This window comes from Bacteroides sp., from assembly GCF_019417265.1.
Lineage (GTDB): Bacteria > Bacteroidota > Bacteroidia > Bacteroidales > Bacteroidaceae > Phocaeicola.
In genome coordinates this window covers 1-15,475 of sequence record NZ_DXVR01000022.1, presented here as the reverse complement: position 1 = coordinate 15,475, position 15,475 = coordinate 1, and the positions used below count along the sequence as shown (strand labels likewise).

15 protein-coding genes are annotated in these 15,475 nt (G+C 39.3%); 5 read left to right on the top strand and 10 right to left on the bottom strand.

Going from position 1 to position 15,475, the window contains the following annotated elements; all coding sequences use genetic code 11:
- Window positions 1-54: 54 nt before the first annotated feature.
- Complete coding sequence (locus QZ379_RS04715) at window positions 55-2,802, bottom strand: two-component regulator propeller domain-containing protein (protein WP_291558848.1); 2,748 nt, start codon at window positions 2,800-2,802, stop codon at window positions 55-57.
- A 101-nt stretch (window positions 2,803-2,903) separates the two neighbouring features.
- Window positions 2,904-4,031: a glycoside hydrolase family protein gene (locus QZ379_RS04710; protein ID WP_291558847.1), complete on the bottom strand. Its 1,128-nt coding sequence runs from the start codon at window positions 4,029-4,031 to the stop codon at window positions 2,904-2,906.
- A 170-nt stretch (window positions 4,032-4,201) separates the two neighbouring features.
- Here QZ379_RS04710 and QZ379_RS04705 point away from each other — a divergent pair, with 170 nt between their 5' ends.
- The 3 genes from QZ379_RS04705 (at window position 4,202) to QZ379_RS04695 (ending at window position 7,051) form a co-directional block, all read left to right on the top strand.
- Entirely contained in the window at window positions 4,202-5,419 is a 1,218-nt protein-coding gene (locus tag QZ379_RS04705) for a phosphoribosylaminoimidazolecarboxamide formyltransferase (RefSeq protein WP_291558846.1), read from the top strand.
- Window positions 5,420-5,600: 181 nt separating this feature from the next.
- On the top strand, window positions 5,601-6,227 hold the full coding sequence (locus QZ379_RS04700) for a hypothetical protein (RefSeq protein WP_291558845.1): 627 nt from the start codon (window positions 5,601-5,603) through the stop codon (window positions 6,225-6,227).
- Window positions 6,224-7,051, top strand: coding sequence for a nucleotidyl transferase AbiEii/AbiGii toxin family protein (locus QZ379_RS04695; protein ID WP_291558844.1), 828 nt, complete (start codon window positions 6,224-6,226; stop codon window positions 7,049-7,051). The genes QZ379_RS04700 and QZ379_RS04695 overlap by 4 nt, the downstream gene beginning before the upstream one ends.
- A 134-nt stretch (window positions 7,052-7,185) precedes the next feature.
- Here the strand turns inward: QZ379_RS04695 and QZ379_RS04690 are convergent, their stop codons facing one another.
- The 8 genes from QZ379_RS04690 to hpt form a co-directional block, all read right to left on the bottom strand.
- The gene (locus tag QZ379_RS04690) at window positions 7,186-7,830 is read right to left on the bottom strand and encodes a porin family protein (RefSeq protein WP_291558843.1); all 645 of its coding nucleotides are present in this window, start codon (window positions 7,828-7,830) and stop codon (window positions 7,186-7,188) included.
- 158 nt (window positions 7,831-7,988) lie between these two features.
- Window positions 7,989-8,507, bottom strand: coding sequence for an outer membrane beta-barrel protein (locus tag QZ379_RS04685; RefSeq protein WP_291558842.1), 519 nt, complete (start codon window positions 8,505-8,507; stop codon window positions 7,989-7,991).
- Window positions 8,508-8,628: 121 nt separating this feature from the next.
- Window positions 8,629-8,820 (bottom strand): hypothetical protein, encoded by a 192-nt coding sequence (locus QZ379_RS04680; RefSeq protein WP_235335926.1) that lies wholly within the window; start codon window positions 8,818-8,820, stop codon window positions 8,629-8,631.
- Window positions 8,821-8,870: 50 nt separating this feature from the next.
- Window positions 8,871-9,533, bottom strand: coding sequence for a phenylalanine--tRNA ligase beta subunit-related protein (locus tag QZ379_RS04675; protein WP_291558863.1), 663 nt, complete (start codon window positions 9,531-9,533; stop codon window positions 8,871-8,873).
- Window positions 9,534-9,575: 42 nt separating this feature from the next.
- A complete protein-coding gene (gene pgeF / locus QZ379_RS04670) occupies window positions 9,576-10,379 on the bottom strand; it encodes a peptidoglycan editing factor PgeF (RefSeq protein WP_291558841.1) in 804 nt (267 codons plus the stop codon).
- Complete coding sequence (obgE, locus tag QZ379_RS04665) at window positions 10,379-11,560, bottom strand: GTPase ObgE (protein ID WP_291558840.1); 1,182 nt, start codon at window positions 11,558-11,560, stop codon at window positions 10,379-10,381. Before obgE ends, pgeF begins: the two co-directional genes overlap by 1 nt.
- Before the next feature lie 167 nt (window positions 11,561-11,727).
- Window positions 11,728-12,297, bottom strand: a complete 570-nt coding sequence (locus QZ379_RS04660) for an adenylate kinase (RefSeq protein WP_291558839.1) — start codon at window positions 12,295-12,297, stop codon at window positions 11,728-11,730.
- Between the two features lie 63 nt (window positions 12,298-12,360).
- Entirely contained in the window at window positions 12,361-12,900 is a 540-nt protein-coding gene (hpt, locus tag QZ379_RS04655) for a hypoxanthine phosphoribosyltransferase (protein WP_291558838.1), read from the bottom strand.
- A gap of 156 nt (window positions 12,901-13,056) precedes the next feature.
- On the opposite strand from hpt, the gene QZ379_RS04650 reads away from it, so the two are divergent.
- Window positions 13,057-14,571 (top strand): NAD(P)H-hydrate dehydratase, encoded by a 1,515-nt coding sequence (locus tag QZ379_RS04650; protein ID WP_291558837.1) that lies wholly within the window; start codon window positions 13,057-13,059, stop codon window positions 14,569-14,571.
- Between the two features lie 18 nt (window positions 14,572-14,589).
- A partial coding sequence (locus QZ379_RS04645) for a DUF4831 family protein (protein ID WP_291558836.1) occupies window positions 14,590-15,475 on the top strand: 886 nt, incomplete at its 3' end.

Below are 15,475 nucleotides of genomic sequence, written 5' to 3'. Positions count from 1 at the left end.
GTATCATTTTATTGTATGACACAGGGATATAAATAAAAATCAAAATTTTAGGACCTAAATACCAGAAGAACTTATATATTCATTAGGAGTCATTCCGGTATTCTTCTTGAAATAGCGGAAGAATGTAGAACGCGAAGTAAATCCACATTTCTCCATAAGAGCATTTATAGAATACGATTTATGTTCACCTTTTTCAATCAGTTTCTTAAACTCCAATACACGATAGTCATTTATATAATCATAGAAAGAACATTGCATATGTTGGTTAAACAAATATGACAATTTATATGAATGTACACCCATTTTTTCTGCCAAATCAGAAATCTTCAATTTAGGATTTACAAACAGTTTTTCTTCTGTCATTACTGATGTTAATTGTTCCAGAAGTTTCTTGCAGTCTTCATCTGTCAGATTGCAGAATTTATACTTATCTGAATGTTCATCATATTGTTCTTCTTCTGTTAATTTCTCAGATATCGGTTCTAAAACAGCATTGCTGACTTCAGCATCAACAATGCGTTTTCTATTCCTACGCAAAACCAATAAGTAATATAAAACAGCCACAAACAAAATCACGAAAACAACATTCCATATGATTGCAAATGAATACGGCTTGTAAATATCAACGCTGACTTGTGTATCAGAATTTCCGTATAGTCGAATTTGCAATTCACTCCTACCAGACGGAATATCATATAATACTATATCAGATTTACCTTTAAGCGTTTTCCAAATTTCATCAGAATCATACTTATATTCATAAACAGCATGCTCTATACCGGAATATGTAAGGTCGGCAAGAGATAATGTTAGTTCATCGCTATTTTTAGGTAAAGAGACAGAAAATTCCCCATCTGACGAAAAAAAGTTCAAAGAAATGCCTGCTGATAAGGCTGAAGATAACTGTATCCTATAACCTTTCTTTGAAGACGAATCTACATTATCAGTATTGGTAAAAAATACTCCTTGCGAACTTCCGAACCACAGCCTTCCGTCTTTTGACTTTTTAGGCATACATGAAAGAAATATTGAAGTGGTAAGTCCGTCAGTAGAATCAATACTTCTGAAATTTCCTTTTTTATCATAACAGAACAAACCGCTATTAGTGCCTATCCAAAGTTCTCCAGTATTACCTTCTGTTATAAAAAGCAGATTTTTACCATCAAGAGGCGTACTGGTAATTTCACTAAAATCTGTAAGTGATAGATTTGAAGTAATTAGAGAACCGTTGTCTTGCAAAAAATAAAGTCTTTCGGAAGAATCTTCATATACTACTCTTACTAAACGGTCACCTATAAATCCCTTAGGAAAATTTCTAAAGACTGCCCTATCTGCTTTATCAGAAATCAAAGCCAAACCTAAGTCTGTACATACCCACCCTCTATTAGTTGAATCAAAGAAGATATAATACACATTATCATTGGGTAACTGTGAATTACGACCGGTGTAATGATATAATATTTTTCCATTATTATAACAATACAAGCCTTGAGATGTACCTATCCACAAATTACCGGCATAATCTTCAGCAATCGAGAATATCTGTCCTTTAGTAAATACTTCATCCGACGAGGAAATCTTCAAATCATGCAAAGTGGCATCAGAAGGGTCAAAAACATATATACCACCTCCATAAGTTCCAATATAATACTTTCCATTATAATTGCAACTACACAGAACCATATCCGAACGCATTTCTGGGCTTTTATAACTCTTGTATATGTTACGTTCTATATCTATATAGTATAAACCGTCCCTGGCACCAATAAACCTGTCAGACTCCCCGACCTCAAGAGTGCGTACTGCAAGATATTTAAAATTGATATCACATTTAGGCTGAAACAGACGAAACATCTCATGTTGGAAAAGAGAATAATCAATACCCATCTGGAATATTCCTGTCCATACTATTCCATCTCTGTCAACAAGCAATGAATAAACCGAGTTTGAACGAATTCCCGTTCCAGAAACCGTATCATGCTGTATTCTACGAAGAACCTTACCGTCAGGCACAGATATGAAATATATTCCACTTCCATTAGTAGCGGCATAGACAACGTTTTCACCATTTGTGGAAAGCGATGTGACCTGTCCTATATTTATTAAATGAGAAAAGACTTTCTCTTTCAAATCAAAAGATACTATACCTCTATCCGAAGTACCAAGATATAGAATATCATTTACACAGCATATTTCAGTAAAGGCGTTTGTACCACCTGAATATCTATATCCGTCTATTGTTCCGGTATTGATATTCATGGAATATAATCCTTCAGAGGTACTCATCCAAAGATTGCCATCGTGTACAATAAGCCCATTTATATTATTCTCAGCCGAATATATATTATAATTAATCAGTTTATGAGATACGGAATCGCCACTACATATGTATAGACCAGACTCACCACCACAATAGATTTTATCGGATGATTCATCATATAACAAATAATTAATCTTCCTGTTAATCTTTTTAGGAAACATTTTAAGGATTGTATCACCTTCAACTTTCCATAATCCTGAATTATTGCCAAACAATATCTCATTTCCAGGCATACCTATTATAGCATTGACTTCCTTTGCCTTAGGATTGTCGGCAGGTATGTCATAATGCTTGAAACGGACACCATCGTAGCGTTCTACTGATTTGCTTGTTCCTATCCAGAGAAAACCTAACGAGTCTTTATACAATGCGTTAACCACCAAATCGGACAAACCATCCTTTATTGACAGTCCCTTAAATGTCTGGGATACTCCCATAAACACATTACATAAAACTACAAAGAATATTAGTATATTTCTCATAAATATCACATTTCAACCTATTTTAAACACAAAAGTACTAAATAATGACAAATAGCTAAGCTATTTTATACTTAGTATCGCATTATTTTTCACACTTCTTATTATTTTACCGGAATACACATATTCCAAGAACGTGTTGCATTTTCAAATCCGCCGGGACCGTCCATCGTAGCAAAAAACACATAAACAGGCTTGCCGTTTTCAAAATATATGAAAGGACGCTCAAGCTGTCCCTGTTTTCCTATACTGCCATCTTCCCATTCCACGGTTAAAGAATATGCTTTCGGATCAGAATCTACTGTCCAGTTTATTCCATCGGAAGAATGCGCCATAGCCCCTCCTCCTCTTTCACCTGTAAATTTGGCTACATGGTCTTTAAAGATGATATGATAACCATCGGCATCTTTCCATAAAAACGGGTCTTCAGCTTCCCCCTGACCGTCTACCTGGAAAATAGGCTGCTTATTGTTCAAAACCTCATACGGTCCTTCAATATTTTTGGCATAAGCAACACCCAGTGCCATTGAAGAATGTTTGTCATCCTCGGTATAATGACGTCCTTTGAAAATCATAAGTACAGAACCGTCTTCCTGAATTACAGGAGAAGGATTAGAAGTCAGAAAACTATAGAATGTATTAGGTTCTGTCTTTATAATAGGCTCATCAAACCTTTTCCATGGACCATAAGGAGTTTCCGCTACAGCCAGTCCAACCCTTTTATTCGCTCTTCCTACTATACACCATTTACTGTCAAGAGTCAGTTCATCATATGTAGGATTCTCAAAAGGATGAGTTGAACCCATATATATAAGGTAATACTTTCCTTTATGATAAAAAATACGCGGATTATGTGTTGACTTTCCATCCCAATACTGGGCACCGCGCGCAGGCAAGGCTACATCAGAAAACGTATATGGCCCTTGAATTTTGTCAGACACGGCATGTACAATCTCAGAAGCCACCATCCATCCGGGATGAAACGGCAATGATTTAGGGAAGCGGGATACATACATATGGTATTTACCATCGGGAGATTTCACTACTGAACTTCCCCATACCCAATAACCTTCCGACTCGAAAGCAGGTACTTTTGAGGCCTTACCTAAATTATGGAAAAGCCTGTTCTTCGAATTTTCCTTTAAACTTACAAGATTTTCAAGCTTTTGCGAATACAAGCTCGATACTGTCAAAAACATCGACAGCGATAATAGGAGTAATGATTTTTTCATAATTTATTTTTATTTACATCATACCTTTATGTGTTAACAGTCTGCAAATATAAATATTTTTTTCTAATCATTTTGAGATTTAATACACTAAAATTATATCAGACATAGATTTGCATTACATATACAGATAAAAAATTGCAGTAACCATATTAGGAAAAAAGCAGACAAAAATGTATTTTTGTAACAAAATTCATAAACAAGAAATAATTATGGCTAAAGAACTTGAACTGAAATACGGTTGCAACCCTAACCAGAAACCAGCACGTATTTTCATGAAAGAAGGTGAACTGCCTATCGAAGTCCTGAACGGACGTCCGGGTTACATCAACTTCCTTGATGCACTTAACGGATGGCAGTTAGTAAAAGAACTGAAAGAAGCTACAGGCATGCCTGCTGCAACATCTTTCAAACATGTAAGTCCTGCAGGTGCTGCAATCGGTCTTGAACTGGACGAAACTATGAAGAAAATCTATTTCGTAGACGGACTTCCTCTTTCTCCACTTGCCAATGCTTATGTACGTGCACGCGGTGCTGACCGTATGTCATCTTATGGTGACTTTATCGCTCTGAGCGATATATGCGATGAAGAAACAGCACGTTTCATCAACCGCGAAGTTTCAGACGGTGTTATCGCTCCGGGATATACAGATGCAGCCTTGGAAATACTGAAAGCAAAACGTAAAGGTACTTACAACGTAATCAAGATAGACCCTAATTACGTTCCGGCTCCTATCGAAACTAAGGAAGTGTTCGGTGTAACTTTCGAACAGGGAAGAAACGAAATAAAACTCAATGGTGACGATTTGTTCCAGAACATCCCTACACAGAATAAGAACTTTACAGACGCTGCAAAGCGTGACCTTATGATTGCGCTTATCACTCTGAAATATACCCAGTCTAACTCTGTATGCTACGTTAAGGACGGTCAGGCTATCGGTATCGGTGCCGGACAGCAGAGCCGTATCCACTGTACACGCCTCGCAGGAAACAAGGCTGACATATGGTACTTGCGCCAGCACCCGAAGGTATTGAACTTGCCATGGGTTGAAAAAATCCGCCGTGCAGACCGCGACAATACTATCGACATCTACATCAGCGAAGACCACGACGATGTACTTGCAGACGGAGTATGGCAGCAGTTCTTCACTGAAAAGCCTGAAGTTCTGACTCGCGAAGAAAAACGTGCCTGGCTTGACACACTGAAAGGTGTTGCTCTTGGCTCAGACGCATTCTTCCCGTTCGGCGACAATATCGAACGTGCTCACAAGAGTGGTGTGGAATTCATAGCACAGGCAGGTGGTTCTGTACGCGATGACCATGTTATCGAAACTTGCGACAAATATGGCATTGCAATGGCATTCACAGGAATACGTCTGTTCCACCATTAATATTATGCATTATAATATATAAAGAGAAAACTCCTGACAGTTACTTTTCAAAGGCTTCTGTCAGGAGTTTTTCTTACTTTGTACCTATAAATTAGACAATAGGATAAAAAAACAGTAAAATTCTGAATAGAAAAACACTTTATATATGTTTTTCTATTCAAATTTTTACTACTTTTGTACTATGAACAACCAACTAACACAGATAGGTAATATACCGATATCAGTTTCTGCCTTGGAATCTCTTTTCCCTAATATAAAAAGAGGAAATCAGAAAATAAGGTTACTTGAGCGTGACAGACAAATCATTCGACTCAAGAAAGGACTTTATGTATGCAATCCGGAAATAACAGGTAAAATTTTGTCAACGGAACTGATAGCCAATCATCTATATACCCCTTCTTATGTTTCCATGTCATCGGCTTTACGTTATTATGGTCTAATTCCGGAAGCTGTGTATACCAAACAGTCCATGACATTAAAACACTCTAAAGATTTCGATACTCCTTTGGGGAGATTCGAATATACACATATATCCAAAAAAGCATTTTCCGTAGGATTAACCAATATAAGGAAAGACGGTTATGCTTTTGTTATTGCCACTCCGGAAAAGGCATTATGCGACCTGATAGCCAATTCTCCAAATGTCAATCTTCGTTATCTGAAAGATGCAGTAACATATCTGGAAGATGACATACGAATGGAATTGGACGATTTCAGGCAGATGAAACCTGAAATATTTGAAGAATACATCAATGTAGGCAAAAAGGCCGATTCAATACGAACATTACTGAAATTACTATATAAATGAAAAATGATATTTACGACAATATGCTTTCCGCATACGATTTGTCCACAGAACAGCATAAAAGAAATGCCATTTTTGAAGTAAACCAACAGGTTATACTTGCAGGACTATACAACGGTGGCTTTTTTGATATAGCAGCTTTTTGTGGAGGAACTTGCCTCCGTATCTTTCATGGTCTCCAACGTTTCAGCGAGGACATGGACTTTTCACTTCTTGCTCCAAATGATAAGTTTGACTTCACTAAATATTTTCAACCAATAATAGATGAATTTGCCATCGTAGGAAGGGAAGTAGAAATAAAGAAAAAAGATAAAAAGAATTTTGGTAAAGTAGAATCTGCTTTTCTAAAAGATAACACTGATGTATATGATATTTGTTTTCAGACAGACAAATCCATAAAAATAAAAATTGAGGTTGACACTCAACCTCCTCTGAACTTCAGGACAGAACAAAAACTACTTTTACAACCTCATTCTTTTATGACACGCTGTTTCACTCTCTCTGATCTGTTTGCAGGAAAAATGCATGCATTGGTCTACAGAGCATGGAAAAACAGGGTAAAAGGCCGCGATTGGTACGATTTTGAATGGTATGTTCGTAACAATATACCTCTTGGCTTCTCACATCTTGCAGAACGTGCCCTACAGTTTAATAATGAAGTTATTACACGTGAAACGTTTATTAAAAAACTGAAGGAGAGATTTGCTTCTGCAAACATGAACCAGGTCAAGAGCGATGTACTTCCTTTTATTAAGAATCCTAAAGAACTGGATATATGGTCGAACGATTATTTTATTCAGTTGTCGGATATGATAAGATTTGAATGATATATAACAATATTATTTTTTATCTATATGGATATATAAAAACAGTAAAATTCTGAACAGAAAAACGCTTTATATATGTTTATCTGTTTAGAATTTTACTGCTTATTGAAATACTCAATAGCGATTAAAAGCAATCAGAATTTATACCCCACTGTAAAATACATAGCAAAATTATATGGCGATGCTGCCGGAGCTATCTTGCAGAAACCGAAATCCGCGTCAAGACCTACTGTCCAGTCCTTAAAATCAAGACCTACTCCTGTCTGTATTCCGGCATCGAAACGGTTATATCCGTCGGATATATATTTTCCTGCCAGATAAAGGTCATCGAAGGTAGACCATGACATTGTAAGAGCGTCAAGTTTAGTTTCGGACTGACCGGATACTCCATAAGCGATATAAGGACCTACTGTGAATACCATATCAAACTTTGAAGTAGCTCCTACATGAAATGCTGCAAGGAGTGGCATTTGAAAATAATTCTGGTTGGCATGCACTTTTGAGAGGACATTAGTTCCTGTAACAAAATCATTGAACATCTTGTAACTCGCACCTTTTGAAGTCCAGTTCACACCTGTCTGAAAAGACACAAGCCAGTTGAGAGGGATATCAAGCGTAATCCCTACTTTAGGATTAAACAAAGGCTTACTTCCATCGGCATTTTTACCCATCCATGCAGACATACCTGCACCAACTTCTATTCCCCATTTTACTTTATTCTGTGCTATGGCCGAAAAACTTGACAGCACGCACACAATCATAATTATCAGTTTCTTCATCGTATTAATAAGTTTTTGCTTAAACACAAAATTAAGCAAATATCTGAAATCACAGCATAAAAAGCATAAAAAAAACGTTTCGTCATTTTGATTAAAACAACGAAGCATTTTAATCAAAACGACGAAGCGTTTTCTTAAAGCTTATAATTCTACATTTTTTAGAATGCGTATTCTATACCGATAGAGATAGCTTCACCATCTGCATATACTCCAAAGCCGCTATTATTTGCACCTCTATAATCCTGACGGAATCCTGCGAAACCTACTTTTGATACAAAACTGAAATTATCATTAAGCTTTATTGCAATACCCGGCTTAACACCAAGTTCAAATCCCGCATCTGCATCAGAATTTTTAGTCTTATTAATAGAAACTCCTATTCCCATATCAAGGAACAAACGTACAATACTGTTTTCATAATAAGAAAAACGTGCATATGGTGCCAACGCAAATGCTGTTGTAGAAGAGCCATTACCTCCATTTACATCAAGAATCAACTGTCCACCTACAGACCATTTTTCATTCAAACCATATCCAAATTCAGGACTGATTGAGAATGTTGTTCTTTCAGCATCATGATTTCTCCACAAACTGATTCCACCAACAACATACATTTCCTGTGCGTAAGCAGTAACCACTGCGAACATCACAAATAAAGTCATTAATACTTTCTTCATAACTCTCATTTTTAATTTGTTAAACTATTCAATTTTTATATAATTACAAATTTGAGAAAAATATGTCAAAAACATAACCTTTTCTCAAAAAAATTAATCAAAATCTTAAAAATAGAACAATTTATCCATTTTTATGACGATTAGCCCTACGACGACGAATCTCAGCTTTCATCTTTGCAGCACCTGAATTATGAAGACCTGTAATATATGTTTTCTTCTTAGCCTTAGTTTTGACTTTTTCCTCTTTCTTTGCTGCAGGCGATTTTGCACCTTTAAACACTATACCCTCTGTAAGTATCTTTTCTATATCCATAATCTTAGGTTTATATATGTATAACCAATAAAAGCATTAAATGTACATCATTAACTGAAATAAACAATTTCTATCTCAGTAGCATCCGCAAATTCCCTCATGAGGTCCACCATGAATCCGACAGCCTCTTCAAGCCCTTCCTTACCGCTGTAAGCATTCATTATAGTAAGAAGATGTGTGGTTTCAGCTGTTATTTTGGTACGCTCATTGTCGCTTGTTGGGGTACCTACTCCGCCAACCGCATCACGATAAACGGGCATACCCTCAATGTTGAGTTCGCCACGGCCTATACCTTCGTAAGGCTCACTCGCCTTACCTATGCCGAGAACGAGTTCGTCGCCTTGAATCTTATCAATATCAAAACCTCCTATGGAATGTCCGCAGTTTATGGATGCAAGGTTAATAAGGTCGACAAGCGTATCTATCTGATACAGAGGTATGCCGCGCAAGATACGACGACACAATGCTTCTGACGACGGGCGATAACGGCTTGGGTCTTTTCCGCATTTCTTGTATGCCTGGCGTGTGGCCTGTATAGACGGCATGTCCTTTATGGAGTCGGTGGTATATTTTGAACGGTAAAGTTCTGTAAATTCATCAATGCGTTTCCACAACTGCTCATTGTAACCGGAGTTTTTTACACGGGCAAAGACAGCTGCTCCCTGAAAACCGGGCCATGCCTGCCTTAGTTCATCGGAAACGGTAATGTTTATTCTTCTATTTTCCATAAATGATTTCAATACTGTTTTTAAGTTCTACCTAAGCATTATACCTGAAATTATTCTTCCTGAATTTATCCCCATACGACGGGCGGAGAAGAAATCTTCATTCTCGATGTATGTACAGATACCGCTCATTTCTATACTGTCTGGATTGACTCCCATGGATATCAACTGCCGACGGTTGGCTTCCCAGAGGTCGATATGCCATTTCCCGTATCTGCGGGATATTGCATCCATATCAAATCCGGCATCACTGAAAGACTGATATACCTCGTCACCTACTTCGAACGACTGCAATGAGATACCGGGACCTATGGCTGCCACAACATCCTGCATACGGGTTCCGTACTCTGCCTGCATCTTTGTGAGAGTCTTCTCAACAATACGTGCCACCGTACCTCGCCATCCGGCATGAACAGCTGCAACTGCCTTATTGCGTACATCATAGCAAAGTATCGGAATACAGTCGGCTGTAGAGACACAAACACAGACTTCCGGAAGATTGGTTATCACGGCATCCACGCCTTCCAACATGTTCTTGCGTTCCGCTTCCGAAGCACTGAGAAAACGTCTGTCTATGGTACGGACCTCGGTGGAATGTACCTGATGAGGTACTATCAGCATTTTAGGCCTGCCCGGCAATATCTCCGCAAGAAGTATTCTGTTTCGTTCCACATTCTCCGGACTGTCGCCGCAATAATGATTGCAGTTGAACGATGAGTATTGTCCTGTGCTATATCCGCCATGGCGTGTGGTAGAGAAACAAAAAATGTCAGCATATGATTCATTCAAACCGTACACTAACATTCTTTTATCTTTTGAAAATAAGTTATTCATTATTTTTCCGGTTCTTCATCCCAGTCTACTTCTTCGTATTCATACTCGAAATCATCATCTTCCACATCCTCGTATTCGTATTCAAAGTCTTCATCCTCGCCCATATCCTGAAGCTCCTGCTGAAGTTTTGAAACGTCTTTCGAGCGGTGTACGATGGCATCGCGTCTTACGGCCTCAAGCTGATTGCTTTCCTTGTTGAGTTCAGCCCAAAGAATATCCTTAAGCTGCTGTATGCCCATATTTGCCACTGAAGATATAAACACATGAGGAATGCCTTCAGGCAATGTAGGCTCCAGCATACTGATAAGCTCATCGTCAAGCATATCGCATTTGGTGATAGCCAACACGCGCTGCTTGTCGAGCATCTCAGGGTTGAATGTAGCCAACTCGTTGAGCAAGATTTCGTACTCCTTGCGGATATCGTCTGTATCGCCCGGCACCATAAAGAGCAACAATGAATTACGTTCTATGTGTCGCAGGAAACGGAGTCCGAGTCCCTTACCCTCGCTTGCACCTTCTATGATACCCGGAATGTCTGCCATAACGAACGACTTTCCGTCGCGGTAGGACACGATACCCAAGTTCGGTTCAAGTGTAGTAAACGGATAATTAGCTATCTTCGGACGTGCTGCCGAAACTGTAGAAAGCAAAGTAGACTTACCGGCGTTAGGGAAGCCCACCAGACCTACATCGGCCAGCAGTTTAAGTTCGAGTATAACTGTCATTTCCTGCATAGGTTCGCCCGGCTGCGCAAATCGCGGTGCCTGACGTGTAGCGGTACGGAAGTGCCAGTTGCCCAATCCTCCGCGTCCACCCTTAAGCAGGATTACTTCCTGACCGTGGTCCGTAATGTCGCATACATACTCTCCGGTCTCAGCATTGTAGACCACAGTACCGCACGGCACTTCAATCACCTTGTCTGCACCGTCTTTACCGAAACTCTTGTTCTTTGAGCCATTGCCTCCATGTTCGGCAAACACGTGGCGTTCATATTTAAGGTGGAGCAACGTCCAGTAATTGCGGTTACCACGCAGAATTACATGACCTCCTCTACCACCGTCGCCCCCGTCCGGACCACCGTTTGGAATGTATTTCTCACGGCGCATGTGTACCGAGCCACGACCTCCCTTACCGGAGCGGCAGTAGATTTTTACATAATCAACGAAATTCGATTCAGCCATATTTTTTGTTTAGAAGTTAAATTGAGAAGTTATATTGGGAAGTTATATTGGGAAGTTATATTAGGAAGTTAAAGAAGTTAGGTTGGGAAGTTAGAAAAGTTAACTTGGAAAGCAACATAACTTCTTTACCTCCTTTAACTTCTCTAACTTCTTTACCTCCTTATAAATTAAAGTTTGTCAATTGCAGAGCAGATGTCAGCAAAGATACCGTCCATAGTACCAAGACCGTTGATGTGCTGATATTTGCCGTCGTTCTTGTACCAGTCGATAAGAGGAGCTGTCTGAGAGTGGTAAACCACAAGACGTTTCTTGATAGTTTCTTCATTGTCATCAGCACGTCCTGATTCCTGACCACGCTTGATAAGACGAGTCATAAGTTCATCTTCAGGAACTTCAAGGTCGAGCATGATAGAAACTTCCTGACCGCGAACCTTAAGCATTTCCTTAAGAGCTTCTGCCTGAGCAATAGTACGTGGGAAACCGTCGAAGATTACACCTTTGCTGTCTTTGAAGCTGTCGAATACGCTTGCAAGGATGTCAATCATCAATGCATCAGGAATAAGCTGACCATTGTCGATATAACCTTTTGCAGTTTTACCAAGTTCTGTACCGTTCTTGATTTCAGCACGCAAAACGTCGCCTGTTGAAATGTGGTTCAAACCATACTTTTCTACTATACGTGCACTCTGAGTTCCTTTACCTGAACCCGGAGCACCGAAAATTACGATGTTCAACATATTTATTTAAGTTTTTGAGTTTATGAGTTTTTAAGTTATTTAGTTTTTGAAAAACATTATCCCCTATTCATTGACTACAGTATATATATCAGGATAGTTACGTCCCTTTCCATCATAGTCAAGTCCATAGCCTACTATGAAATCGTTAGGGATATTCATGGCTACATAATCTATATCAAGTTTCACCTGAAGCTTGTCCGGCTTAACAAGAAGTGTCGCGATACGGATTTCCTTAGGATTACGCGCACGGAGTGTCGCTACAAGACGTTCCATTGTGAAACCTGTATCTACTATATCTTCCACAATCACTACAGTCCTGCCTTCAATATCCTCATTCAGACCGACAAGTTCCTTTACCTTACCCGTTGAAGAATCTCCCTGATATGACGCAAGCTTGACAAATGATATCTCACACGGGATGCTGATACGTTTCATCAAATCGGCTGTAAACATGAAAGAGCCATTTAACACACTGAGAAACAGAGGATCAGTCTCTTCCAAATCACGATTGATTTCTTCAGCCACACGCGATACTTCTTTCAATATCCTGTCTTCTGTTATAAATTTAGTAAACAACTTGTCTTTAATCTGAATAGTACTCATATGATTATGCAAATTTAAAAATGCGGACAAATTTACGCAAAATCTGACAAAAGACAACACTACGTTTTAAGTATTTAAATATATTTTGAAGTTTAAATAGTGAATAGTTCGTATGTTTTTACTACTTTTACCAACAAAATACCATTTAAAGAAGTAATGAAAATTTTAAGTTGCACACAACAGAAAGAAGCCGATGCTTACACTATAGAGCACGATTCAATATTATCCATCAATCTTATGGAGAAGGCAGCAGGCCTGATTACGGATGCTATTTGCAGAAGATGGAACAAATCATACAGAATAATAGTTTTTGCAGGACCTGGAAACAATGGCGGTGACGCCGTAGCTGTGGCACGCATGCTCCACCTGAAAAACTATCAGGTACAGGTTATACTGTTCAACATCAAAGGCAGTATTTCGGACGACTGTCTGACAAATATCAGACGCCTGCAGGAATGTGGATTTACAAACTACACAGAGGTCAGCACACAGTTTGACCCTCCAAAACTTACGGCTGATGACATCGTAATAGACGGACTTTTCGGTACAGGGCTGAATGCTCCGCTCAGCAAAGGTTTTGCGGCCCTGGTGCAATACATCAATGCTTCGGCTGCCAAAGTGGTATCAATAGATATTCCTTCGGGTATGATGGGCGAAGACAACAGCAGGAACATCCGTCAGAACATCATCAAAGCCGATTTGACTCTTACAATCAATCTCCCGAAGCTGTCTTTCCTGTTCGCTGAAAACGAAGACCTTGTTGGAGAACTTGAGGTCCTGGACATCGGAATAAGCAAGGAATATTCCGAACAGGCGGAAGCAAGCAACTTTATAACAGAAGAAAAGGAAATAGCCGGAATAATCAAGCCAAGAAAGAAATTTGCGCATAAAGGCAATTTCGGACATGCACTGCTTATAGCCGGTTCATACGGAATGGGAGGAGCAGCCGTACTGGCTGGAAAAAGTTGTTTGAGGAGTGGTGTGGGACTGCTCACAATACATACTCCGGTGTGCAATCATCAGCTGTTGCAAATGAGTATCCCTGAAGCAATGACGCAGGATGATATGGACGACAGATATTTTGCAGAAGTGACAGATTTGGACAATTACCAGGCACTTGGAATAGGCCCGGGATTAGGACAGGAGGAATTCACTGCACAGGCTGTAATAAACCAGTTGAGGGAATGCTATATTCCGGCTGTAATTGATGCAGATGCCATAAATGCACTGAGCACGTACAGAAACCAGTTGAACTGTGTTCCGAGAGGTTCTATAATCACTCCGCACATAAAAGAGTTGGAGAGATTAGTGGGAAGATGCAGCAACAGTTTTGAAAGAATACAGAAAGCCAAGGAATTAGCTTCGTACATGCATATATATATAGTACTGAAAGGTGCATGGACGGTAATTATCACGCCTGATGGAGAATGTCATTTCAATCCGACCGGAAATCCGGGAATGGCCACAGGAGGAAGCGGCGACATACTGACAGGTGTACTGACGGCACTTCTGGCACAAGGATATACAGCCAAGGAAGCTTGTCTGTTAGGTGTGTACCTGCATGGACTGGCCGGCGATATAGCAGCAGAAAATATAGGAGAAATAAGCATGAATGCTTCAGATATCATCAATGCACTGCCTAAGGCATGGAAAAGACTTACGAACAAGTGATATAAATACTTTAAGCTTATGAGCAGAAAAGGAATTATAGCAATGTCGCTATTGGCTGCGACATTATGCACGACAAACGCACAGAACGTAGATTTCTACAAACCGGGAGAGGGAGAAGGAATAGCATATTTCCTGCCAAAAACGGCTGTAGAGGTAAATGTTATAGCCACAAGAGTGAGATACACACCAGGAGATTTCTGTCAGTATGCAAACAGATATCTCAAAATAAACAATGTCACATCTGAACCTTCCACTGAATGGGAAATCAAAAAGATAGAAGTAAGGAGAATAGGTGTGCCTGACTCTACAAAGGCATATATCATCAAGCTGAACGACAAAAGTATAATGTCTGACATAGAAGTGACAGACAACAGTATTATAAAGGCAATAAACACTTCTGCCCCAAAATCTGTAAATCCGGAATATATACTTGAGAAATCACAGCCTTCGGAAGACGGTAGAAAATATATGACAGAGGAAATTCTTTCAGCCGGCTCGACAGCTAAAATGGCAGAACTCACAGCAAAGGAAATATACAATATAAGGGAAAGTAAAAATCTTATATTGAGAGGACAGGCCGACACTATGCCTAAGGACGGAGCATCACTGAAACTTATAATGGACAATCTGGACAAGCAGGAAAAAGCTCTGACCGATATGTTCACAGGAAAAGAAGTCACGGAAGACAAGCTTTTCACAGCTGTTATACTGCCGGATAAAGAAGTCACAAACGATGTCGTTCTGAGATTTTCCAAAAAATTAGGAATATTGTCATCGGACAACTTAGCAGGTGAGCCTATATATATTAAGGTGAAAAGTCCTACTCCGATACAGACAACAGTTGTAACTGAGGAAGACAGCAAAAAGAAGAAAAAAGCTCCTAAAGGGATACTTTATAATATAC

Bases quoted from the DNA above. Each gene is read 5' to 3' on its own strand.
- QZ379_RS04715 (WP_291558848.1), bottom strand. From the start codon at position 2,802: ATGAGAAATATACTAATATTCTTTGTAGTTTTATGTAATGTGTTTATG.
- QZ379_RS04710 (WP_291558847.1), bottom strand. From the start codon at position 4,031: ATGAAAAAATCATTACTCCTATTATCGCTGTCGATGTTTTTGACAGTA.
- QZ379_RS04685 (WP_291558842.1), bottom strand. From the start codon at position 8,507: ATGAAGAAAGTATTAATGACTTTATTTGTGATGTTCGCAGTGGTTACT.
- QZ379_RS04680 (WP_235335926.1), bottom strand. From the start codon at position 8,820: ATGGATATAGAAAAGATACTTACAGAGGGTATAGTGTTTAAAGGTGCA.
- pgeF (WP_291558841.1), bottom strand. From the start codon at position 10,379: ATGAATAACTTATTTTCAAAAGATAAAAGAATGTTAGTGTACGGTTTG.
- hpt (WP_291558838.1), bottom strand. From the start codon at position 12,900: ATGAGTACTATTCAGATTAAAGACAAGTTGTTTACTAAATTTATAACA.
- QZ379_RS04695 (WP_291558844.1), top strand. From the start codon at position 6,224: ATGAAAAATGATATTTACGACAATATGCTTTCCGCATACGATTTGTCC.
- QZ379_RS04705 (WP_291558846.1), top strand. From the start codon at position 4,202: ATGTATTTTTGTAACAAAATTCATAAACAAGAAATAATTATGGCTAAA.
- QZ379_RS04690 (WP_291558843.1), bottom strand. From the start codon at position 7,830: ATGAAGAAACTGATAATTATGATTGTGTGCGTGCTGTCAAGTTTTTCG.
- QZ379_RS04650 (WP_291558837.1), top strand. From the start codon at position 13,057: ATGAAAATTTTAAGTTGCACACAACAGAAAGAAGCCGATGCTTACACT.
- QZ379_RS04700 (WP_291558845.1), top strand. From the start codon at position 5,601: ATGAACAACCAACTAACACAGATAGGTAATATACCGATATCAGTTTCT.
- obgE (WP_291558840.1), bottom strand. From the start codon at position 11,560: ATGGCTGAATCGAATTTCGTTGATTATGTAAAAATCTACTGCCGCTCC.
- QZ379_RS04660 (WP_291558839.1), bottom strand. From the start codon at position 12,297: ATGTTGAACATCGTAATTTTCGGTGCTCCGGGTTCAGGTAAAGGAACT.